The sequence below is a fragment of the Pseudomonas sp. SWRI51 genome, assembly GCF_014268825.1.
GTDB lineage: Bacteria > Pseudomonadota > Gammaproteobacteria > Pseudomonadales > Pseudomonadaceae > Aquipseudomonas > Aquipseudomonas farsensis.
This window is the reverse complement of record NZ_JABWRG010000039.1, coordinates 19,060-41,365: the sequence shown is the minus strand read 5'-3', so window position 1 is coordinate 41,365 and position 22,306 is coordinate 19,060. Positions and strand designations below refer to the sequence as shown.

General features: G+C 62.4%; 20 protein-coding genes and 1 pseudogene. 14 read left to right on the top strand and 7 right to left on the bottom strand.

The genetic code is table 11. The features are described from left to right. Positions 1-233 precede the first annotated feature (233 nt). Positions 234-1,469 carry a sodium:proton antiporter gene (locus HU720_RS13535; protein WP_186520434.1) on the bottom strand — a complete coding sequence of 412 codons (1,236 nt, stop codon included), beginning with the start codon at positions 1,467-1,469 and terminating at the stop codon, positions 234-236. Positions 1,470-1,683: 214 nt separating this feature from the next. Between HU720_RS13535 and HU720_RS13530 the strand changes: the two genes are divergently transcribed. Together HU720_RS13530 and HU720_RS13525 are read left to right on the top strand one after the other, a co-directional pair. Next, entirely contained in the window at positions 1,684-2,517 is an 834-nt protein-coding gene (locus HU720_RS13530; RefSeq protein WP_186520433.1) for an EamA family transporter, read from the top strand. A 31-nt stretch (positions 2,518-2,548) separates the two neighbouring features. After that, positions 2,549-2,935 carry an MAPEG family protein gene (locus HU720_RS13525; RefSeq protein ID WP_186520432.1) on the top strand — a complete coding sequence of 129 codons (387 nt, stop codon included), beginning with the start codon at positions 2,549-2,551 and terminating at the stop codon, positions 2,933-2,935. A 148-nt stretch (positions 2,936-3,083) separates the two neighbouring features. On the opposite strand, the gene HU720_RS13520 is transcribed toward HU720_RS13525, so the two are convergent. Then, on the bottom strand, positions 3,084-4,235 hold the full coding sequence (locus HU720_RS13520; RefSeq protein WP_186520431.1) for an MltA domain-containing protein: 1,152 nt from the start codon (positions 4,233-4,235) through the stop codon (positions 3,084-3,086). 120 nt (positions 4,236-4,355) lie between these two features. On the opposite strand from HU720_RS13520, the gene HU720_RS13515 reads away from it, so the two are divergent. Further along, positions 4,356-4,802, top strand: a complete 447-nt coding sequence (locus HU720_RS13515; protein WP_186520430.1) for a cytochrome c — start codon at positions 4,356-4,358, stop codon at positions 4,800-4,802. A gap of 29 nt (positions 4,803-4,831) precedes the next feature. On the opposite strand, the gene HU720_RS13510 is transcribed toward HU720_RS13515, so the two are convergent. The 4 genes from HU720_RS13510 to HU720_RS13495 all read right to left on the bottom strand — a co-directional run bounded on the left by HU720_RS13510 (position 4,832) and on the right by HU720_RS13495 (position 9,299). Then, a complete protein-coding gene (locus HU720_RS13510; protein WP_186520429.1) occupies positions 4,832-5,227 on the bottom strand; it encodes a DUF1090 domain-containing protein in 396 nt (131 codons plus the stop codon). A 59-nt stretch (positions 5,228-5,286) separates the two neighbouring features. Then, the gene (ligB, locus tag HU720_RS13505) at positions 5,287-6,960 is read right to left on the bottom strand and encodes an NAD-dependent DNA ligase LigB (RefSeq protein WP_186520428.1); all 1,674 of its coding nucleotides are present in this window, start codon (positions 6,958-6,960) and stop codon (positions 5,287-5,289) included. A gap of 137 nt (positions 6,961-7,097) precedes the next feature. Then, complete coding sequence (gene metK, locus HU720_RS13500) at positions 7,098-8,288, bottom strand: methionine adenosyltransferase (RefSeq protein ID WP_186520427.1); 1,191 nt, start codon at positions 8,286-8,288, stop codon at positions 7,098-7,100. An 18-nt stretch (positions 8,289-8,306) separates the two neighbouring features. Then, entirely contained in the window at positions 8,307-9,299 is a 993-nt protein-coding gene (locus HU720_RS13495; RefSeq protein ID WP_186520426.1) for a metalloregulator ArsR/SmtB family transcription factor, read from the bottom strand. A gap of 228 nt (positions 9,300-9,527) precedes the next feature. On the opposite strand from HU720_RS13495, the gene tkt reads away from it, so the two are divergent. The 6 genes from tkt to fba all read left to right on the top strand — a co-directional run bounded on the left by tkt (position 9,528) and on the right by fba (position 15,714). After that, positions 9,528-11,525, top strand: a complete 1,998-nt coding sequence (gene tkt / locus HU720_RS13490; protein WP_186520425.1) for a transketolase — start codon at positions 9,528-9,530, stop codon at positions 11,523-11,525. Positions 11,526-11,654: 129 nt separating this feature from the next. Continuing rightward, positions 11,655-12,716 (top strand): erythrose-4-phosphate dehydrogenase, encoded by a 1,062-nt coding sequence (gene epd, locus HU720_RS13485; RefSeq protein ID WP_186520424.1) that lies wholly within the window; start codon positions 11,655-11,657, stop codon positions 12,714-12,716. A 12-nt stretch (positions 12,717-12,728) separates the two neighbouring features. Further along, positions 12,729-13,892 carry a phosphoglycerate kinase gene (locus HU720_RS13480; protein WP_186520423.1) on the top strand — a complete coding sequence of 388 codons (1,164 nt, stop codon included), beginning with the start codon at positions 12,729-12,731 and terminating at the stop codon, positions 13,890-13,892. A gap of 32 nt (positions 13,893-13,924) precedes the next feature. Beyond that, on the top strand, positions 13,925-14,143 hold the full coding sequence (locus tag HU720_RS13475) for a hypothetical protein (RefSeq protein WP_186520422.1): 219 nt from the start codon (positions 13,925-13,927) through the stop codon (positions 14,141-14,143). A 79-nt stretch (positions 14,144-14,222) separates the two neighbouring features. Beyond that, complete coding sequence (locus tag HU720_RS13470; protein WP_186520421.1) at positions 14,223-14,549, top strand: MliC family protein; 327 nt, start codon at positions 14,223-14,225, stop codon at positions 14,547-14,549. A gap of 100 nt (positions 14,550-14,649) precedes the next feature. Next, the gene (fba, locus tag HU720_RS13465) at positions 14,650-15,714 is read left to right on the top strand and encodes a class II fructose-bisphosphate aldolase (RefSeq protein WP_186520420.1); all 1,065 of its coding nucleotides are present in this window, start codon (positions 14,650-14,652) and stop codon (positions 15,712-15,714) included. A 53-nt stretch (positions 15,715-15,767) separates the two neighbouring features. Here fba and HU720_RS13460 read toward each other — a convergent pair. After that, a pseudogene (locus tag HU720_RS13460) lies at positions 15,768-16,487 on the bottom strand (ISL3 family transposase); the annotation flags it as partial. A gap of 233 nt (positions 16,488-16,720) precedes the next feature. Between HU720_RS13460 and HU720_RS13455 the strand changes: the two are divergent. From HU720_RS13455 to HU720_RS13435, 5 genes are all read left to right on the top strand, one after another. Continuing rightward, positions 16,721-18,052, top strand: coding sequence for a hypothetical protein (locus HU720_RS13455; protein ID WP_186520419.1), 1,332 nt, complete (start codon positions 16,721-16,723; stop codon positions 18,050-18,052). 279 nt (positions 18,053-18,331) lie between these two features. Beyond that, entirely contained in the window at positions 18,332-20,449 is a 2,118-nt protein-coding gene (locus HU720_RS13450; protein WP_186520418.1) for an EAL domain-containing protein, read from the top strand. Between the two features lie 39 nt (positions 20,450-20,488). Further along, a complete protein-coding gene (locus HU720_RS13445) occupies positions 20,489-20,989 on the top strand; it encodes a M48 family metallopeptidase (RefSeq protein ID WP_186520417.1) in 501 nt (166 codons plus the stop codon). A gap of 13 nt (positions 20,990-21,002) precedes the next feature. Beyond that, positions 21,003-21,305, top strand: a complete 303-nt coding sequence (locus tag HU720_RS13440) for a winged helix-turn-helix domain-containing protein (protein WP_186520416.1) — start codon at positions 21,003-21,005, stop codon at positions 21,303-21,305. Between the two features lie 161 nt (positions 21,306-21,466). Then, the gene (locus HU720_RS13435; protein ID WP_186520415.1) at positions 21,467-22,204 is read left to right on the top strand and encodes a transporter substrate-binding domain-containing protein; all 738 of its coding nucleotides are present in this window, start codon (positions 21,467-21,469) and stop codon (positions 22,202-22,204) included. Positions 22,205-22,306: the final 102 nt, after the last annotated feature.

Sequence of the window (22,306 nt, the reverse complement as noted above, 5' to 3'; positions counted from 1 at the left end):
GGCTGCGCAGCAGCCCTGAAAACCCCAGGGGCTGCTGCGCAGCCCAACGCGGGACAAGCCCGCTCGCCACAAAGGAGTTCGCCACAAGGAGATATGTCTGGCGGAAACAGGTTTGTACAAAACCATAGAATCTCCCACAGAGACCGCGCACAGTCACAATAGCGAGGGCTGGCCCAGATTCCTGTAGGAGCTGGCGATAGCCTGCGATGGGCCGCAGCGCGGCCCCTTCATTCTCAAGCCTGTGCGCTCACCCGGCGCACCACTTTGCCAATGCTCAGGCCCTGCACCAGGATCGATGACAGCACCACGATATAGGTGATCGACAGCAACAGGTCCCGCTCCTCGCCCATCGGCAGCGACAGTGCCAAGGCTACCGACACGCCGCCACGCAGGCCACCCCAGGTCAGTACCCGGATGGTGCCTTGCGGCACCGGGCGCCAGCGGCGCAGCAGCACGATGGCCGGGGCCACGGTCAGCAGGCGCGACAGCAGCACCGCCAGCGCCAGCACGCTACCGGCCGCCAGGTGCATCCAGTTGAACGGCAGTAGCAACAGCTCAAGGCCAATCAGCGCGAACAGCAGCGCATTGAGCATGTCGTCGATCAGTTCCCAGAAACCATCCATGTAGCGGCGAGTCATGTCGTTCATCGCCAGGTTTCGGCCCAGGTTGCCGATGATCAGGCCAGCCACCACCATCGCGATCGGTGCCGAGACGTGCAGTTCGTAGCACATTGCCGATCCGCCGATCACCAGCGCCAGGGTCAGCATCACCTCAACCTGATACTGCTCGACGCTCTTGATCATGCGATAGATGGCGTAGCCCATCACGCCGCCGAACACCACGCCGCCAATGGCTTCACGGGCGAACAAGATAGCCGTGTCGGCAACGCTTGGGGTTTCACCCAGCTGGATGATGCCCAGCAGCACGGTGAACACCACAACTGCTGTGCCATCGTTGAACAGTGACTCGCCGACAATCGTGGTTTTCAGCGGTTTGGGCGCATTGGCAGTACGCAGGGCACCGAGCACGGCAATCGGGTCGGTGGGCGAGATCAGCGCGCCGAACAACAGGCAGTAGATCATCGGCACGTTCCAGCCGAACATCGCGAACACCCAGTGCGACAGGTAGCCGATCACCACGGTAGCGATCAGTACGCCCAAGGTTGCCAGCAGGCCAATCGGCCAGCGGTAGCTGCGCAAGTCGGTGAGGTTGACGTGCAGGGCGCCGGCGAACAGCAGGAACGACAGCATCCAGTGCATCAGCAGGTCGTTGAAGTCGATCTGGTTCATCAACCCTTCGACGCGTTCCTCAAGCCCGGGGAAGCCGATCAGGCTCAGCCCCTGCAGAATCAGCGAGAACAGCAGCGCTGTGACCATCACCCCGATCGCAGGGGGCAGGCCGATGAAGCGGTAATTGACGTAGGTCAGAAGGGTGGTAAGGCAGATAAACGCAGCAACTAATTCGAGCATCCCGATTCCTGTGAAAATGGCTTCCAAGTCGTTACCCGAATGGCTCGGGCAGTTCTTTGATGACCTGGCGGGCGGTTCGGGACACACCTTGTGACCAGATTTGTTAGTTTGGTTCCTGAATCGCCCATGGCAACGGGCTTGCTTCGCGATAAGCCCGCACCGCTTTCTGCGCGATATAGTGCCCCCACATAACTACAAAAAAGGCCCCCACCCCGTGCTGGCTACTTCCCTCGTTCTGCTCGCCGCCGTGCTGCACGCCACTTGGAACACCCTGATCAAATTCAGCGGGGAGCGCTTGTTGGTCATCGCCAGCATGGACCTGGTCGCGCTGTGCTTTGCCGTGGCCGCGGTGGCATTCACTGATACGCCGCCGGCTGACATCTGGCCGTGGCTGCTGGCGTCGGCCTTTGCCGAGCAGGTGTATCGCTTTTTGCTGATTCAGGCGTACCGGGCAGGCGATCTGGGGCTGGTCTACCCGCTGATGCGCGGGCTATCGCCGTTGGTGGTGCTGGCGCTGACCCTGGTATTTGCCGGCGAAGCGCTGAGCGCGCAGCAGATCATCGGCATCCTGTTGATCCCGTGCGGGTTGGCGTGCCTGTTGTGGCGGGGTGGCGGCGGGGATCGGCTACCCTGGTCAATGTTGCCGGTAGTGGCGCTGATCGGGCTGTGCATCGGCTGCTACACCTGGTTTGACGGGCAGGCGGTGCAGCGCTGGGGCCAGCCTTGGGATTATCTGGTGTGGCTGACGCTGCTCAGCGCCTGGCCGTTCCCGTTGCTGGCAACCCTGGCGCGGCGCGCGCCGTTCGTAGTGTTCTGGCGCACGCAATGGAAGTTGGGCCTGGCGGTCGGGTTTTGCGTGCTGTTCAGCTATGCCTTGGTGCTGTGGGCCATGCACCTGGGCTCGGTGGCCGAGGCTGCGGCCCTGCGTGAACTGAGCGTGGTGCTGGTGGTGCTGTTGGGCATGCGCTACCTCAAAGAACCTTTTGCCGGGCCGAGACTCCTAGCTTGCGGGCTGGTGCTGGCGGGTATGCTGGTGATGAAGCTCTGAACCGATCCATTGTGAACAAGGAACCCTGTCCATGACCGTTGCCCTGTGGTGCATCCTGATTGCCCTGTGCCTGCCGCTGCTGTGTGCCTTGATCGCCAAGGCCAGCAGCGGGCGTTTCGGCATGCGCGACAACCACGACCCGCGCGCTTTCCTCGATACCCTGTCGGGCTTGCCGCGCCGGGCGCATGCCGCCCAGCAGAACTGCTTCGAAGCGTTCCCGGCGTTCGCCGCCGCGGTGTTGGTGGCCGATGTGGTCGGCAATGCCGAGCAGGTCACCCAGGACGTGCTGAGCGTGATGTACATCACCAGCCGCTTGCTCTACATCATTTGCTACCTGGCTGACCTGGCGGCGCTGCGCTCGGTGGTGTGGCTGGTTGGGGTGGGGCTGATCGTGTCGCTGTTCGTGGTATCTGCGTGAGGCCATCGCAGGCTGTCGCCAGCTCCCACAGGAACCTGGGCCAGACCTCGAAATGGTGGCTGTACGCGGTCCCTGTGGGAGCTGGCGCTAGCCTGCGATGAGGCCCGGGCAGGTTTGCCCAGGCCTCAACGTATCCCTCGCCAGAACATCATTGCACCTTCGGCACCTCGGGCAATGGCTTGCCTTTGGGCCAGAGCATCCAGATCTGCCCTTGTTGTTTCATGCTGCCGGCCAGCTCGCCCGCTTCGGCGCCGGTGCCCCAGAACAGGTCGGCGCGCACTTCACCGGTGATTGCGCCGCCAGTGTCCTGGGCGCCCACCGGGCGTACCACGGGGCTGCCGTCAGGCTTGGTAGTCGACAGCCACAGCAGACTGCCCAGCGGAATCACCTTGCGGTCGATGGCCACGCTGTACCCTGCGGTCAGCGGCACATTGAGCGAGCCTCGCGGGCCTTCGTTGCTGTCGGGGCGGGCGCTGAAAAACACATAGCTAGGGTTACTGGCCAGCAGTTCCGGCACGCGCTGCGGGTTGTTCATGGCCCAGGCGTGAATGCTGCCCATGGTGACGTCTTCTTTCTGCAACTGGCCTTGCTCGACCAGCCAGCGGCCGATCGGCCGATAAGGGTGGCCGTTCTGGTCGGCATAACCCAGGCGCAGTTGGCGGCCGCTGTCGAGCTGTACCCGGCCCGAGCCCTGGATCTGCAGGAATTGCAGGTCCATCGGGTCGGTCAACCAGGCCAGTACCGGGGCCTTCACGCCATTCTGGTTGATCACCTGGGCCGTGTCGTAAGGCTTGAGTACTCGGCCTTCAAGGCGACCGCGCAGGCGCTTGCCCTTGAGCTCTGGGTACACGCTGGCAAGGTCGACCACGATCATGTCGTCAGGGACGCCGTACACCGGGACCGTTGCGCTTTCGGTACGTTTCAGGCTGCCCGGGTAGACCGGCTCGTAATAACCGGTAATCAGGCCGTTGGCGCTGTTTTCGGCCGATCGCAAGCTGTGCACTTGCAGGTTTTGCTGCAAGAAACCGCGCACCTGTGCGGCGTCTGCTGGCACGCCGACGGCGGCCGTGCAGGTGTCGGCCCATACCGCGTCACGGCTGAGTTTTTCGCAACCGTTGCGCCAGGCCTGAAAGCCCGCCAGCAGGTCGGTGTCGCTGACCGCTGGCAGGTCTTGCCAGGTGGCATCGGTGTAGGTGGCGATGGCGTGGGGCGCGGGCTTGGCGTTGTCGCCGCCGTTGCAGCCGGCCAGCAATGCCAGGGCCGGCAGAGCCCAGGCCAGATGGCGCAATGCGAATGTCATAGGTGCAGTCCTGAGGCGGGTGACCATGAAGAATCAGCCCTGTTTTTTGTATGGCTATTGGTCTTTGGCCAACGGGCGGCGATACTGGCGCCCCGTTTTTTGCTGGCCGAAGAGACCGTGATGTTCAAGCGATTGACCGTAGTACTGCTCGCCGCCCTTGCCCTGAACGCCTGTGACGGCGTTGACCCCAACTCGCCGCTGGGCCAACGCAAGGCGATCTTCAAGGACATGCTCCAGACCAGCGAAGACCTCGGTGGCATGCTGCGTGGCCGCTTGCCGTTCAATGGCGACAAGTTCGCCGAGGGCGCAGTGAAGCTCGACGCCCTGTCGCACCAGCCCTGGCAACACTTTCCGGCGGTTGCCGACAGCGGTGATAGCAGCGCCCGCGCGGCGGTCTGGGAACGCCAGGCGCGGTTCCAGGACCTTGCCCGCCAATTGGAGGGGGTGACTGGCGAGCTGGTTCAGGCCGCGCAGGTAAAACCGCTGGACCCTGCGCAGCTCAAAACGCCGATGGATAACGTGGAAGCTGCCTGCAAGGCGTGCCATACCGAGTTTCGTAACCACTGATCAACGCTGTTTGCAGGAGCGGCCTGTGATCAGCGCTCGAGCTGATCAACCGCTTCCTGCAGCTCTTTCTTCGATTCGGCCAGCTTGTCCTTGCGCTTGTTGATGCGCTCGGGGTCGCCTTTTTTCATGGCCTTGTCCAGGTCCTTGGTGCGCTGGTTCACTTCATGGCGGGCATCGAGCACCTTTTGTTCACGCTCTTTGCGCAGGGCGCTGTCGGTGCAGTGCTCGGTCACTTCTGCCAGGGCCTTTTCCAGGCCAGCCTGTTGGTTGGCGTTGCCGTGGGCGCGGGCCTGTTCGATCTGCTCGCTGATGGCCTGGCGTTTGGCCGCGCAACCGGTCAGTGCAGGAGGTTGCTCGGCGGCCATTAGCGGGCTGGCCGCAAAGCCCAGCAGGGTGGACAGGGCAAGGGACGAAAGCAGTTTCATCGGGGGCTCCAGTTCGGGGCAGGTCAGCAAAAAGGAAATGCTGCCCTGATCTGCGTAAATTAGAAACCCTCGATTGCATGGGCGCGCAATCGCAGGGCCAGGGCCTGGACCTCTTCGTGGCTAAAAAACGCCAGTAATTGGCCAGCGCGGGTAGGCCCTATGCCGGGTTCGGTAATCCATTGCTCAATGTTTCTGGAGGCCAGCGTAGGCCAATCCGGGCCGAGTGCCAGGGTGGCGGGTGCCGGCACACCGAGCGCGCGCAGCCAGCGCTCGAATGGTTGCTGGCGTGCCTGGGTGAAGCTGCGGTGCAGTTGGTCGGCGCGGGTCTGGGCGATGCCTGGCACCTGCACCAGGGTTTCTGGCGTCAGGCGCAGCCAGTCATCCAGCGTGTTGACTTGGCCGCTGTCGATCAGGCTACGCCAAGTGCCTTGCCCGGTGCCCTGCATGGCCAGCCCTTTGTTGCCACTGAGCCAGGCGAGCCTTGCGAGAAACTGCTCCTGGCACTGCCCGGCGGCCTGCCAGCAGCTGAGGGGGTGATGATCGGCGGCATTGGGCGGCGTGACCTCGGTGCGGTGCGGGCTGCGATGCACCACGCTGCCCAGGCTGGGGATGGTCTGCCCGGCCAGGGTCACGGCCACCTGGTCGCCCGGGCGCACGTCCAGTTGCTGCCAGCGCGCCACCGATCCCAGGCTGATCTGGCGGATCTGCCTTTGATCGAGTTCCACCGGCTGCACCACTACCAGTGGGGTGATGCGCCCGGTGCGGCCAATGCGAAAGCGCACGTCGCTGACATGGGCCAAGGCTTGGCGAAACGGGTATTTCCACGCTGCCACCCAGTAAGGTGCCTTGGCCTGCCAGCGCCGGGCGGGTGGGCGGCTGCCCTGGCGCAGGATTACGCCGTCGGTGGCGAAGGGTAGGGGCGAGTTGTACCAGTGCTGGCGCCAGTGCGCGGCTTCTGCGAGTGTGGCAATGGGCTGGCTGTAATGGTGGCTGTCGGCAAAACCAAGGGTTTCCAGCCGCGCCTGACGCTCCTGTTGGCTGGCGGGGCCCTCAGGCCAGTCCCAGATGAACAGGCCGACGCCGGCCCCCTCCTGCGGCGCAAGCTGTTTGCGCGCCATCAGCCCGGCAATGGTCGCGCGGGCGCTGAGGCCGCCGCCTCGGGCTTGCACGTGGTCGCCCAGGCGCCAGTAGAGTTCGCCCTGAAATACCGTGTCGAGCGGCTGGGGCAGGGTACGCGCAACGTTGGCCAGCTGCGGTATGTGCCGGCTCCAGTCATGCCCGTGCACACCATCGCCACGTCTGAGCAAGCGCCTCAGTTGGCCTTGGCGATACACCAGCGACACCGCCACGCCATCCACCTTGGGCTGAATCCATACGTCTTGCTTGCCGTCAAGCCAGCGTTGCACCTGGGTGTCGTCGGCAAGCTTGGCAACGCCGGTGTGCGGCACGGGGTGAAGTACCTGCCCGCGGGCGCTGGCCAGCGGGTTGTCACTGCCTTGCAAGCCAAAGCAGCGCTGCAGCTGTTGCAGGCGCTGGCGGCTTTGGTCGTAGAGTTCGTCTGCCACCAGGGCTTGGCCCTGGCGGTGGTAGTGGTCGTCCCACATGGCCAGGGTCTGGCGCAGTTGTGCGACCTCGTCCGTGGCCCGTTGCGAGGGCCAGTCGGGGCAACCGCTGGCCTGGGCTTGAGCGGTGATCAACAGCAGTAAAAGCAGCCAGAACGGCATGGCCGGCATCCTTGCTTGGCAGATGAGGAATGCTCAGCCTAGGCGCGGAATTTCGGTTATGTCGCGGCAGCTTGTCAGCCGATATTTCACAAAAAAAGCCCCTGCCGATCACTCGGCAAGGGCTTTCCGGTACTGCTGTAGGAAGCTTACAGGCCAGCAGCGGCGCGCAGGGCGTCGATGCGGTCGGTACGTTCCCAAGTGAAGGTGGTGAAGGTGTCGTCGCCGACGGTCTTCTGCTGCGGCTCGCGGCCGAAGTGGCCGTAGGCTGCGGTCTCCTGGTACATCGGGTGCAGCAGGTCGAGCATGGTGGTGATCGCGTATGGGCGCAGGTCGAAGCACTCACGCACCAGGTTGATGATCTTCTCGTCGGAGATCTTGCCGGTGCCGAAGGTGTTGATCGAGATGGAGGTCGGCTGGGCCACGCCAATGGCGTAGGACACCTGGATCTCGCAGCGGTCGGCCAGGCCTGCGGCAACGATGTTCTTGGCTACGTAGCGGCCGGCGTAGGCGGCGGAACGGTCGACCTTGGATGGGTCTTTGCCTGAGAACGCACCACCGCCGTGGCGGGCCATGCCGCCGTAGGAATCGACGATGATCTTGCGGCCAGTCAGGCCGCAGTCGCCAACCGGGCCACCGATGATGAAGTTGCCGGTCGGGTTGATGTGGAACTGGGTGCCTTTGTGCAGCAGTTCGGCAGGCAGGGTGTGCTTGACGATCAGCTCCATCACCGCTTCCTGCAGGTCTTTTTGCGACACTTCAGGGTTGTGCTGGGTCGACAGCACGACGGCGTCGATACCTACCACCTTGCCGTTATCGTAACGGCAGGTTACCTGCGACTTGGCGTCCGGGCGCAGCCACGGCAGCAGGCCGGACTTGCGCGCTTCGGCCTGGCGCTCGACCAGGCGGTGCGAGAAGCAGATCGGCGCTGGCATCAGCACGTCGGTTTCGTTGCTGGCGTAGCCGAACATCAGGCCCTGGTCGCCGGCGCCTTGGTCTTCGGGCTTGGAGCGGTCAACGCCTTGGGCGATGTCGACCGACTGCTTGCCGATGATGTTCATCACTGCACACGTGGCGCCGTCGAAGCCCACGTCGGAGCTGTTGTAGCCGATGTCGATGATGACCTTGCGCACCAGGTCTTCGAGGTCGACCCAGGCCGAGGTGGTGACTTCGCCGGCGATAATGGCAACACCGGTCTTGACCAGGGTTTCACAGGCTACGCGGGCGTATTTGTCCTGGGCGATGATCGCATCCAGTACCGCGTCGGAAATCTGGTCGGCGATTTTGTCCGGATGCCCTTCGGACACGGACTCGGAGGTGAAAAGGGAGTATTCGCTCATCTCGAGGGGTTCCTGAATTTACCGATGTTGTGTGTTGCCAGTTGCCCGCCGGAAATGGCGAACCTGGATCTGGAAACCGTTACGCAAGCCCACGTAGAGGCTGTCTTCCGGGATCAGCCCTGCCGCGGTGGCCCAGCGGGCCAGGTCGTCCTGCTCGAAGCCAAGCCAGAGGTCGCCGCACGCTTCGCGGGCCCACCCCTGGTCATGGCTGCACAGCTCGGTGACCAGCAGGCTGCCGCCCGCTTTCACCCGTGTGGCCAGCTGGCGCAAGGCCAGGGCCGGGTCGCTGAAGTGGTGCAGCACCATATTCAGCACAACGCAGTCGGCTTCCACATCCGTTGCACCCAGTGCATCGGCCAACTGCAGGTTTACGTTACCCAGACATTCGCGCTCGCACACCTGGCGGGCCAGCTCGAGCATGGTCGGGCTGTTGTCCATGGCCGTGACCTGGGCAAAGCGCAGGGCCAGGTCCGGCAAAAAGCCGCCATCGCCGGGGCCGACTTCCAGGGCCGTGGCGCCTGGGCCGAAGTGCAGCTTGTCGAGCAGCGCCAGCAGGCTTTCGCGGTATTGCGGCAGGCCGGCGATGAGGTCTTGCTGGGCGCGGAATTTTTCTTCGACGCGCAGGAAGAAATCCTGGCTGGTGGCGGCTCGGCGCTGTTGCACCTGGGCGATCCGCGCCTGGATGTCCGTGGCCAGTTGCAGGCCGTCGACTTCTTCGAGCAGCGCCGAATGCAGACGCCCGCCCAGGCGCTGGCTGTCGGGCAGGGCGCGGCGGTAGAAGATCGCGTTGCCTTCGCGGCGGGTGGCCACCAGCTCCGCCTGGGCCAGCACCTTGAGGTGGTGGCTCATGCCCGATTGGCCGACGTCGAAGATCTGCGCCAGCTCAAGCACGCCGAAGGAGTCGTTGGCCAGTGCGCGCAGCACGTTCAGGCGCAACTCGTCGCCACTGGCTTTGCACAGGGCAGCCAAGGTGTCGCTTTGCGGGGTAAGGGTGTGCGCGTCTAGGTTCATGGAGCGGCAGTCTAGTCAGGCAAGGTTGCCCTCGCAAGGCCAATATCAAAAAGTTTTGATATTGGCGATGGGCGTAACCATTGGCGCCTTGCAAACGCAGATTGGCTTCTTCTTGCCGCTTAAAGCTCACCACTTGGCGCTTTAATGTTTGCCCCCGGCCCCGCAGTGGGGGAAAATGGCCGCCTTTTTTCGCTTCACTACTTATTCAAAGCCCCAGGAGACTCAGCGATGCCCAGCCGTCGTGAACGTGCCAACGCCATTCGTGCCCTCAGCATGGATGCCGTGCAAAAGGCCAACAGCGGCCACCCAGGTGCCCCTATGGGCATGGCGGATATCGCCGAAGTGCTTTGGCGCGACTATCTGAAACACAACCCGAGCAACCCGAGCTTCGCTGACCGTGACCGCTTCGTGCTGTCCAACGGCCACGGCTCGATGCTGATCTATTCGCTGCTGCACCTGACCGGCTACGACCTGTCGATCGACGATCTCAAGGCCTTCCGCCAGTTGCACAGCCGCACCCCGGGCCACCCGGAGTACGGCTACACCCCAGGCGTCGAGACCACCACTGGCCCGCTCGGCCAGGGCCTGGCCAACGCCGTGGGCTTTGCCCTGGCAGAAAAAGTCCTGGCTGCCCAGTTCAACCGTGACGGCCACAGCATCGTCGACCACAACACCTACGTGTTCCTGGGCGATGGCTGCATGATGGAAGGCATTTCCCATGAAGTCGCCTCGCTTGCCGGCACCCTGGGCCTGAACAAGCTGGTCGCCTTCTACGACGACAACGGCATCTCCATCGACGGTGAAGTGCACGGCTGGTTCACCGACAACACCCCGGCGCGTTTCGAAGCCTACAACTGGCAGGTCATCCGTAACGTCGACGGCCACGATGCCGAAGAAATCAAGATGGCGATCGACACCGCGCGCAAGAGCGACCGTCCGACCCTCATCTGCTGCAAGACCACCATCGGTTTCGGCTCGCCGAACAAGCAAGGCAAGGAAGACTGCCACGGCGCGCCGCTGGGCAACGATGAAATCGCCCTGACCCGCCAGGCCCTGAACTGGAACCACGGTCCGTTCGAAATCCCGGCCGACATCTATGCCGAATGGGATGCCAAGGCCAATGGTGCCAAGGTCGAAGCCGAATGGAACCAGCGTTTCGAGGCCTACGCCAAGGCTCACCCAGAGCTGGCTGCCGAGTTCAAGCGCCGCGCAGCAGGCGACCTGCCGGCTGATTTCAGCGAAAAAGCCCAGCAGTACATCAATGAAGTGGCCGCCAAAGGCGAAACCATCGCCAGCCGCAAGGCCAGCCAGAACGCCCTGAACGCCTTCGGCCCGCTGCTGCCCGAGTTCCTCGGCGGCTCGGCTGACCTGGCCGGCTCCAACCTGACCATCTGGAAGGGTTGCAAAGGCGTCGACGCCAATGACGCCAGCGGCAACTACGTGTTCTACGGCGTGCGCGAGTTCGGCATGACCGCCATCATGAACGGCGTCGCCCTGCACGGTGGCCTGGTGCCTTACGGTGCGACCTTCCTGATGTTCATGGAGTACGCCCGCAATGCCGTGCGCATGTCGGCACTGATGAAGCAGCGCGTCATCCATGTCTACACCCACGACTCCATCGGCCTGGGCGAAGACGGCCCGACTCACCAGCCGATCGAGCAGCTGACCAGCCTGCGCAGCACGCCGAACCTGGACACCTGGCGCCCGGCCGATGCCGTGGAATCGGCGGTGTCCTGGAAGTACGCCCTGGAGCGCAAGGATGGCCCGTCGGCGCTGATCTTCTCGCGTCAGAACCTGCAGCATCAGCAGCGTGACGCCCAGCAGATCGCTGATATCAGCCGCGGCGGCTACATCCTCAAGGACTGCGCCGGCGAGCCTGAGCTGATCCTGATCGCCACCGGTTCCGAAGTGGGCCTGGCTGTCCAGGCGTACGACGCCCTGGCCGCACAAGGCCGCAAGGTGCGTGTGGTATCGATGCCGAGCACCAGCGTGTTCGACGCCCAGGACGCCGCCTACAAGCAGTCGGTGCTGCCGCTGGAAGTGGGTGCGCGCATCGCCATCGAAGCTGCCCATGCCGACTTCTGGTACAAGTACGTGGGCCTCGAAGGCCGCGTCATCGGCATGACCACCTACGGCGAGTCGGCTCCGGCCTCGGCGCTGTTCGAGGAGTTCGGCTTCACCCTGGAAAACATCCTCGGTACCGCCGAAGAGCTGCTGGAAGACTGATGTACCCGGGAGGCCTTGTGCCTCCCGCCTGATCGCGGGGCAAGCCCGCTCCCACAAGGTATCGCAGTGCCTTGTGGGAGCGGGCTTGCCCCGCGATGGTCGTTCAACGCACCTGTTCGTGAGCATCGAATGCCCCAGCCGCGCCCCTACAAAGTTGCACTCAACGGTTACGGCCGCATCGGCCGTTGTGTCCTGCGCGCACTGTTCGAGCGCGGGGCGCAGGCCGGTTTCGAGATCGTCGCGTTGAACGATCTGGCCGATCAGGCCAGCGTGGAATACCTGACGCGCTTCGACTCCACCCACGGCCGCTTCCCCGGCGAAGTGCGGGTCGATGGCGACTGTCTGCATATCAACGGTGACTGCGTGAAAGTGTTGCGCAGCGCCACCCCCGAGGGCGTCGACTGGGCGGCCCTGGACATCGACCTGGTGCTGGAGTGCTCCGGCGCCTACAACACCCGTGCCGATGGCATGCGCTTTGTCGATGCCGGCGCGCCTCGGGTGCTGTTCTCCCAGCCCATGGCCAGCGAAGCCGATGTCGATGCCACGGTGGTGTACGGCATCAACCAGGCGTGCCTGACCGGCAGCGAACGCCTGGTGTCCAACGCCTCCTGCACCACCAACTGCGGCGTGCCGCTGCTGCGGGTGCTGGACCAGGCGTTTGGCATCGAATACGTGCAGATCACCACCATCCACTCGGCCATGAACGACCAGCCGGTGATCGACGCCTATCACCATGAAGACCTGCGTCGCACGCGCTCGGCGTTTCAGTCGGTGATTCCGGTGTCCACCGGCCTTGCCCGGGGCATCGAGCGCCTGCTGCCGGAACTTGCCGGGCGAATCCAGGCCAAAGCGGTACGTGTGCCGACCGTCAACGTGTCGTGCCTGGACATCACCTTGCAGACCGCCCGCGACACTACTGCCGCCGAGGTCAACCAGGTGTTGCGCCAGGCGGCCGTGGACGGCCCGCTCAAGGGCCTGCTGGCCTACACCGAGCTGCCCCATGCCAGCTGTGATTTCAATCATGACCCGCATTCAGCCATCGTCGATGCCAGCCAGACCCGCGTCAGCGGCCCGCGCCTGGTGAACCTGCTGGCCTGGTTCGACAACGAATGGGGGTTCGCCAACCGTATGCTCGACGTTGCACAGCACTATCTGCACGTCGTCAACCCAACCCGCAGCAAACAGCCCTGAAGGACTGCATTCATGACCGTGTTGAAGATGACCGACCTCGACCTGCAAGGTAAGCGCGTACTGATCCGCGAAGACCTCAACGTGCCTGTAAAGGACGGCGTGGTCGCCAGCGATGCGCGTATCCTGGCAGCGCTGCCGACCATCAAGCTGGCCCTCGAAAAGGGTGCAGCGGTAATGGTCTGCTCGCACCTGGGGCGCCCGACCGAAGGCGAATTCTCGGCCGAGAACAGCCTCAAGCCTGTGGCCGACTACCTGAGCAAGGCACTGGGCCGTGATGTGCCGCTGGTGGCTGACTACCTGGGCGGCGTCGAGGTCAAGGCCGGCGACCTGGTGCTGTTCGAAAACGTGCGCTTCAACAAAGGCGAGAAGAAAAACGCCGACGAACTGGCGCAGCAGTATGCAGCGCTGTGCGATGTGTTCGTGATGGACGCATTCGGCACCGCGCACCGCGCCGAGGGTTCGACCCATGGCGTGGCCAAGTTTGCCAAAGTCGCCGCCGCAGGCCCGCTGCTGGCCGCAGAGCTGGACGCCCTGGGCAAGGCCCTGAAGGCCCCGGCCAAGCCGATGGCGGCCATCGTTGCAGGCTCCAAGGTATCGACCAAGCTCGACGTGCTGAACAGCCTGAGCAATGTTTGCGACCTGCTGATCGTCGGTGGCGGTATTGCCAACACCTTCCTGGCAGCTGCCGGCCACCCGGTTGGCAAATCGCTGTACGAGGCAGACCTGGTCGACACTGCCAAGGCCATCGCGGCCAAGGTCAATGTGCCGCTGCCGGTGGACGTGGTGGTTGCCAAGGAGTTCGCCGAGAGCGCCGAAGCCACCGTCAAGGCCATTGCCGACGTTGCTGCCGATGACATGATCCTCGACATTGGCCCGCAAACTGCGGCCAACTTCGCCGAGCTGCTGAAGTCGTCCAAGACCATTCTGTGGAACGGCCCGGTGGGTGTGTTCGAGTTCGATCAGTTCGGCAACGGTACCCAGGTGCTGGCCAAGGCCATCGCCGACAGCGCCGCATTTTCGATTGCCGGTGGTGGCGACACCCTGGCGGCCATCGACAAGTATGGCGTGAGCAAGGATATCTCCTACATTTCTACCGGTGGTGGTGCGTTCCTCGAATTCGTCGAAGGCAAAGTGCTGCCAGCCGTGGCAATTCTGGAAGAGCGGGCCAAAGCCTGAGCAGCTGGGCGTTTGGCAAAGGGAGCGACCTGATGGTCAAGCAATTGCCGGTGATGATCGTGGCCCTGTTGCTGGGCGCATGCTCCAGCAAACAGGGTGCTGACAGCGAACCGTCGCAGCCGCCCAAGGGGGGCTGCTATCAGTCGCAGTGGCAGGCCGAAACGGTGCCGGTGATCAACAAACGCATTGGCCCGGATGGCCTGGAAAAGTACGACGACGAACACCAGCGCAAGGCGCCGGGTTGCCCTTGATCGGCTCCCGGGCAACCTAACGCAGGTTTTGTGGTCTTGGACATTGGGGCTGCAAGGCAGCCCCCAACGAGGTTTTGGGATGAAAGCGCTACTGGCCTTGATGGCCCTGGCAACACTGGCAGGATGCTCACTGCTGCAGCCTGCGCCCGCCCCGGCGGAAAACTGGACCCGCTGGGTCTGCGACAGCCAGGCCGAAGTGCTGTGGCGTTTTGCCGACCCGCAACAGGACCAGGTCGATGTACGCCTTGGCGGCGCTGACCAGGTCTACCGGCTCAAGTCCGAGCCGGGCGCCTCCGGCGCGCTCTACAGCGACGGCGTGCTGGCCTTCCACACCAAAGGCGATGAAGGCCTGGTGTACTGGGTGGCGACCGATGATCTGATTGGGCGGGGCTGCAAGGCACCGTGACTGGCCGGGCTGCCACGGTGGCCCACACTACTTGAACAGCAACCGCCCCTGCGGCAGGCTTGCACGAAACAAACGACGCTTGTCGGGAGAGAGATACACAATGGCACTCATTAGCATGCGCCAGATGCTGGACCACGCCGCCGAGTTCGGTTACGGCGTTCCGGCTTTCAACGTCAACAACCTTGAACAGATGCGCGCAATCATGGAGGCCGCCGACAAGACCGACTCTCCGGTCATCGTCCAGGCCTCCGCGGGTGCCCGCAAATACGCAGGTGCGCCGTTCCTGCGCCATCTGATCCTCGCCGCCATCGAAGAATTCCCGCACATCCCGGTGTGCATGCACCAGGACCACGGCACCAGCCCTGACGTCTGCCAACGCTCCATCCAGCTGGGCTTCAGCTCGGTGATGATGGACGGCTCGCTGGGCGAAGACGGCAAGACCCCCACCGAGTACGACTACAACGTCCGTGTGACCCAGCAGACCGTGGCCATGGCCCACGCCTGCGGCGTTTCGGTAGAAGGCGAGCTGGGCTGCCTGGGTTCGCTGGAAACCGGCATGGCCGGCGAAGAAGACGGCATTGGTGCCGAAGGCGTTCTGGACCACAGCCAGATGCTGACCGACCCCGAAGAAGCCGCTGACTTCGTCAAGCGCACCCAGGTCGATGCCTTGGCCATCGCCATCGGCACCAGCCACGGCGCCTACAAGTTCACCAAGCCGCCTACCGGCGACGTGCTGGCTATCGACCGCATCAAGGAAATCCACAAGCGCATCCCCAACACCCACCTGGTGATGCACGGTTCGTCCTCGGTACCGCAAGAGTGGCTGGCAATCATCAACCAGTACGGTGGCGACATCAAAGAAACCTACGGCGTACCGGTTGAAGAAATCGTCGAAGGCATCAAGCACGGCGTGCGCAAGGTCAACATCGACACCGACCTGCGCCTGGCCTCCACCGGCGCCATGCGTCGCCTGATGGCGCAGAACCCGAGCGAGTTCGACCCGCGCAAGTTCTTCGGTGAAACCGTCAAGGCCATGCGCGACGTGTGCATCGCCCGCTACGAAGCCTTCGGCACTGCCGGCAACGCCTCGAAGATCAAGCCGATCTCCCTGGAAGGCATGTTCCAGCGTTACGCCAAAGGTGAACTGGCCGCCAAGATCAACTGATCTGCTTCCGATGCCCAGGAAACCCGCAGAGATGCGGGTTTTTTTTTGGTTCTTCACGGATTGCCGGGAAAGTCATTCTTGATCTTCATGAAAAAGAATTCGCTGTCCCGGTAGCCGTAAGCCATCCGCTTGATCACCTTGATCCGGTTGTTAATGCCCTCCAGCTGCCCCGTGTGCATGGGCCAGCGCACCCTACTTAGGATGCCGCGCCAGTAGTTCTTCAGGCGTTTAGCGAACTGCTTCAGGGCTGGTATCGCGCATTCATCAGCCAGTCGCAGCCATTGCTTCCAGGCTGATCGCCAGCCCCAGGCGGTGGCGGGTGACCACAACGCTTTGAGTTCTGCTTTCATCAGATAAACCGTCATCAACGATTGATTAGCCGCCAGCAGATCCTTCAGGCGCACCTGCTGATCTTCACGTTTGAGATTCTCCGGGTTACGCAGCAGCAGCCACCGCGCCTGCTTGATCACCTTGCGAGCAGGTTTGTCATCACGCAGGCGGTTGGCCTCGTCGACCCGCACCCGATCAATCACCTCTCGCCCATACTTGGCGACCACATGAAACAGGTCGTACACCACTCTCGCCTGAGGGCAGTGCTGGCGCACTTCCAGGTCGAATGCGGTGTTCATGTCCATTGCCACGGCTTCGATCCTCTCACAGCCCTCCGGCCCCAATTCTTCAAAGAACGGTCTGACCGCGGCTCGGCTGCGACCTTCGCCAATCCAGAGCACTCGACGGGTATCAGCATCCAGCACCACGCTGGCGTAGCAATATCGTGCACAAGAACGCCGGTTTGTAGATGTGTTTGCTCGCACGAACATCATCCATCAAACCGGCGTTCTTGTTTCTGTCTTTCCCAGGATTCCGTGAAGAACCTTTTTTTTGCGGGAACGTGGCGTATTTCAACGGGTGCAGGGCCCGCGTTCTACTGACAGTTTTGTCAGTTACTCCCCGCAACTTTTCGTTCTAATGTGAGGACTCTTTGAACTCGCAGGGAGTCACGACCATGAGAATTGATTGGACCACGGGTGAAACGATGGCGCTCGAAAACGATCAACCTCCGCCCCAGGATTTTTTAGACATGCGGGATGCATATCTGCCCACTCTCATGTCCTGTGAGTATGGTTGCAACGATGTTTGTGAGCATGTAATGGATGCTGCAGAGCTCATGGCCGGTTGGTGCCCGAACGGAAGTTGGTCGGGGGGAATCTGCAAGCCTGCCAATAACAACCGAAGCAACTGGATGGGCATTTACGGCGGTGCGCGGGTATTGCCGATTGGCGAATGCATATTGTTAGGTACGCATAACGCCGGGTGCGACAAGTATGCGCCGCGCGCGTCGTCGAGTGCGACGTGCCAGGATGTGCCTATCTATGACCAGTTGATCTGGGGTATTCGGGTATTTGACCTGCGTGTTCAGTTTTTCGGCGCTGGCTCAGGCCCGAACCGCTTCATGATCTTTCACGGCTCTACAAATGGTCGAACCGTTGAAGTCGACGTGTTGCAAGCCTTGTTGAGGTATCGTCGTGACGCTGCTGCTGACAAGGAAATCGTGATTCTCGACTTCCATGAGTTCAAAGGTTTCAACGCTGCGGCACATCTAGAGTTCTGTGCATTGTTAAAAAGGGTATTGGGTAGTTCCATCATCCCTCCGACGTGTAAGGACGCGGCCATCGTGCAGCTCTGGCAGCTGAAAAAAAATACTGTGGTGGCCTATAACGATTCGCACAGGGACACCGCGTTCTGGGGGGGGGGCACTCAGCGCTGGATTGGCAGTAATACACCCAGTCGAGATGAAATGGCTGCATTCATAGCGCGGGTGGGGGGGGAGCCCAAACCTTTTGGTGAATTGCGCTCTGTACAGGCCGCATACTATTCCATGCCTTTCTTTGTTCCCAAGGACCTTTCCGGGGATGTGATGGGATGGTTTGCCGCCACCTATGCCGGGGGGCCAATATCAGATCACTTCATCATCAACACCGACTGGTCGCTGCGTTGCCGCATGGCGGATAACGTTATCTATGGGAACGATATCAGGGCACGAAGACGCAATGCGCATGTCATCTTGTCATCACCTAACCAGGCAGGCCCGGAGATCCAGACGATGTCGTATGGGATCTACAATGTTGCCAACGCTAACTGGGCATCGCCTCTCACCTTTGGTGCCAACACATCCGGCTACACGTCCGTGCAAGTGATCACCAGCGATGCCGAATGGCCCTGTGAGCTACGTTATGGCGGGCACGTTCGGCAAATAAAAAGAGGTGACAGGCTCGTATTCAAGGTCAAGCATGGCTCACTGCCGCAATTTCTCGACCATTTCAACGATCTGCAATAGCTTGCAGGGGCGCGGCAACGCCTGAAAAAGCCGGCATCACCGCATCATGCTGTGCATTAAAGTTCGTTGGGCTACATGGCAGCCTTGAGTGCACAGCATAAGCGGCAATGGCGGCTTTTTTGTGCGCGGCGTTTGCGCAGGGCGCGTTGACCATTAGTCGGCTACCCTGAAATTCATGGCGTATAGCCATAAACACCCCTTTGCGTCTTCCGGGGCCATAGCTAGAGTAAAGATCGGATCCAATGACAGGTTGATTGTCGTACTCACAAGAGAAGCAGCATGGATGTGGCTCACACGCAATTAACGGATAACCGGTCGGTTTTGCTGGTTGTAGACGATTACCCAGAAAACCTGACCAGCATGCGCGCCCTGTTATCACGGCAGGATTGGCAAGTATTGACCGCAAGTTCAGGGGTGGAAGCCCTGAGTACTTTGCTTGAACATGAAGTCGACCTGGTGCTGCTCGATGTGCAGATGCCTGAGATGGACGGCTTCGAGGTTGCCCGCCTGATGCGCGGCAGCCAGCGCACCCGGCTGACCCCGATCATCTTCCTCACCGCCAACGAACAATCCCAGGCCGCTGTGCTCAAGGGGTACGCCAGTGGCGCGGTGGATTACCTGTTCAAACCCTTCGACCCGCAAATACTCAAGCCCAAGGTGCAGGCGCTGCTCGAGCAGCAGCACAACCGGCGCATGCTGCAACGCCTGACCCGTGAGCTTGAATCGGCACGGGCGTTCAATGCCTCCATCCTGGAAAACGCCGCCGAGGGCATTCTGGTGGTCGATGAGGCAGGCATCATCGGCTTTGCCAACCCGGCCATCTCGAGGTTGCTGGAGAGCCCGGTGGATAAGCTGCAGGGTGCCCATGTGCTGGACCTCATCCAACTGCCCTGCGCGAGCCTGTGGCGCGAGTCGGCCTTCTACCAGGCGTACCTGGGGCGCAAGATCTTCCGCGTCCACGACGCCCAGTTGCGCACCTTGAGCGGCCAGTTGGTGCCTGTGGCGCTGTCCTGCGCGCCGCTGCCCGCCGAGCAGCGGGCCATGGTGGTGACGGTGCTGGACATGTCGGTGGTGCGCAACCTGCACCAGCAGCTTGAGTACCAGGCGGTCACCGACCCGCTGACCGGCTTGCTCAACCGCCGCGGCTTCTATCAGGCCGCCGAAAGCGCGCTGCTGCGCACCGAGCGTTCTGACAAGGCCAAGGCACTGATGTACATGGACCTGGACGGCTTCAAGCGGATCAACGACCTGCTCGGGCATGATGCCGGCGATCAGGTGTTGCGCTGGGTGGCCGAGCAGCTCAAGGACTGCCTGGGCAACGAGGCGTTGCTGGCGCGCATGGGTGGCGATGAATTCACCGCGTTGTTCGACGGGTTGCCCTACCCGGAGCAGGCCGGGCGCTTTGCCGAAAAACTGCTGGAACGGATGTCAGGCTTCAAGGAAGTCGACGGCATGGAGGTCAGCCTTGGGGTGAGTATCGGCATTGCCACCTACCCCGAGTGCGGCGCCAATGTCGAAGGCCTGCTGCGCGCCGCGGACGCTGCCATGTACGCCGCCAAGCAGGCCGGCCGCCAGCAGTACCGCTTCTATGACCAGGAACTCAACGGCCGCGCCCGCTCGCGGCTGATGCTCGAAGACAGCGTGCGCGAGGCCATCGAGCAGAACGACTTCACCCTGGTCTACCAGCCCCAGGTGGCGTTTGCCGATGGACGGCTGCGCGGTTTCGAGGCGCTGCTGCGCTGGAAACACCCCAGTGTCGGCGACGTGCAGCCGGGGCTGTTCATTCCGCTGCTGGAGGAGGCCCGGTTGATCAACCGGCTGGCCAGCTGGATCTACCGTAAGGGCGCCGACCAGCGGCGCAAGTGGAGCGGGCGCTTTGGCAACGAATTGGTGCTGGGCATCAGCCTCAGCCGCGCGCAGTTCGCCATGCCGGGCCTGCCCGACGAGCTGGCGCGGGTGATCGATGAGTACGGCCTGCAGGCTCACCAGTTGGAAGTCGAGGTGGCCGAGACCTCGTTGATGTACAACATCGATGCGGCGGTCAAGCAACTGCACCGCCTGCGCGAGCTGGGCATCCGCGTGGCGCTGGACGATTTTGGCGCCGGTGACTGCTCGCTGCGCATGCTGCGCGACCTGCCCATCGATACCCTCAAGCTGGACCGCCATCTGGTGGCACGGCTGCCGGAGTCTGCGATCGATATCGCCCTGGTGCGCAGCGTCATCGACCTGTGCGCTGCCTACGACATCACGGTCATTGCCGAAGGCGTCGAAACCCAGGCCCAGGCTGACTGGCTCAAGGGCGCTGGGTGTGCCTATGTGCAAGGGTTTCTGGTGGCGCGGCCGCTGGTGCCAGACGATGCGGGTGATTTTCCGGCGGTTTTCCCTTGGCCGGCCTGATTGGCTAAACTCGCGCTCACCCCAGCCGAACAGCCCGCCATGACCGCATTACGCTACCTGCAAGCCTACCCGCCGCAACTGCAAGACCAGGTGCGCCAGATGATCGCCAGCGGCCGTCTGGGCGACTACCTGCAGCAGCGCTACCCCGAACGGCATGCGGTGCAGAACGACAAGGCGCTGTACAGTTATGCCCAGGATTTGAAGCAGACGTTCCTGCGCAGTGCCCCGCCGCTGGACAAAGTGCTGTTCGATAACCGCCTGGACCTCACCCACCGTGCGCTTGGCCTGAATACCGCGGTATCGCGTGTGCAGGGCGGCAAGCTCAAGGCCAAGAAAGAAATCCGTATTGCCGCGCTGTTCAAAGAGGCAGCGCCGCAGTTCTTGCGCATGATCGTGGTGCATGAACTGGCGCACCTGAAGGAACGCGACCACAGCAAGGCGTTCTATCAGTTGTGCCAGCACATGGAACCGGACTACCACCAACTGGAATTCGACCTGCGCGTCTACCTGACCTATCGGGAGCTGCCAGGCCACACCTAGAGACAAGTGCCCCATGACCACGCAAACCAGCAAGACCCGCAGCAGCTTCTATCGGCGCCTGTACGTGGCCTGGCTGATCGACAGCGGCAACGCCACCACGGTGCCTGCGTTGATGGAGGCGACCGGCATGCCCCGGCGCACTGCGCAGGACACCATTGCCGCGTTGGCCGACCTGGATATTGTCTGTGAGTTCGAACAGCAGAGCGGCGCGCGCAATCACGCCGGGGACTATCGCATTCGCAACTGGGGCGCCATCGACAAGCAGTGGATCAGCCAGCACCTGGGCCAGCTTCGCGACGTCCTGGGCTATCCGTGAAGCCCGGTAATCACATTGGCTGCCAGCGCACGGCCAAAATAGAGGCTAAATGACATTATTGCCCGCTGCCCTCAGCCGCAGGCTTGTGTAATCTGCAAAAGCTATGCGTGGTACAGATCGCCAGTTTCAGCGTGGGGCCCCCAATTGCACAGGGATTTGAGATGCGGCCACTGCTTTGCGTTCTTGGTTTACTCGGCATGCTTTGTGCGCTGCCGGCGGCGGGTCAGGCCAAGTTGCGCCTGGTTGCCGACAGTTGGCCACCCTTTACCGACACCAGCATGCCGGGCGGGGGCCTTGCCACCAGTCTTGTAACCACCGCGCTGAACCGCGCAGGGTTCGACACGGTGTTTGAAGAGGCGCCTTGGGCGCGTGCGCTGATGGGCATTGGCGAAGGCCGCTACGACGTGTTGATCAACGCGTGGTACAGCGACGAGCGTGAGCTGCTGGGCGAGTTTTCCGGGCCTTACCTGACCAACCGCATTCGCCTGCTCAAGCGCCAGGGGCAGGCGTTCAGCTACCAGCATCAGGCCGACCTGTACCCCTACAGTATTGCCGTGGTGCGCGATTATGCCTATTCGTCGGCGTTCGACGACGATGAGCGTCTGAACAAGGTTGTAGTGCGCAATTTCTCATCGGCGGTGCGCATGCTGGCGGCCGGGCGGGTCGACCTGGCAGTCGAAGATGAGTATGTGGCCCGTTACAACCTTCAGCGCGAGCCGCCGCAGGTGCGTGATGCGATCAGCCTGGTGGACCCGCCGCTTGCCGAGAACAGCCTGCATATTCTGGTCAGCCTCAAGCACCCCGAGCATCAGCAGATCGTGGCGCGCTTCGAAAAGGCGATAGCCGCGATGAAAGCAGACGGCAGCTATGCCCGCCTGTTGCGCCAGCATGGGTTCTGAAAGCTGACGTTACGCGGTCAATGTAGGAGCGGCCTTGTGTCGCGAAAGGGCTGCAAAGCAGCCCCAGGATCTACGCATCCCGCCAAATCGTTGGGGTTGCTT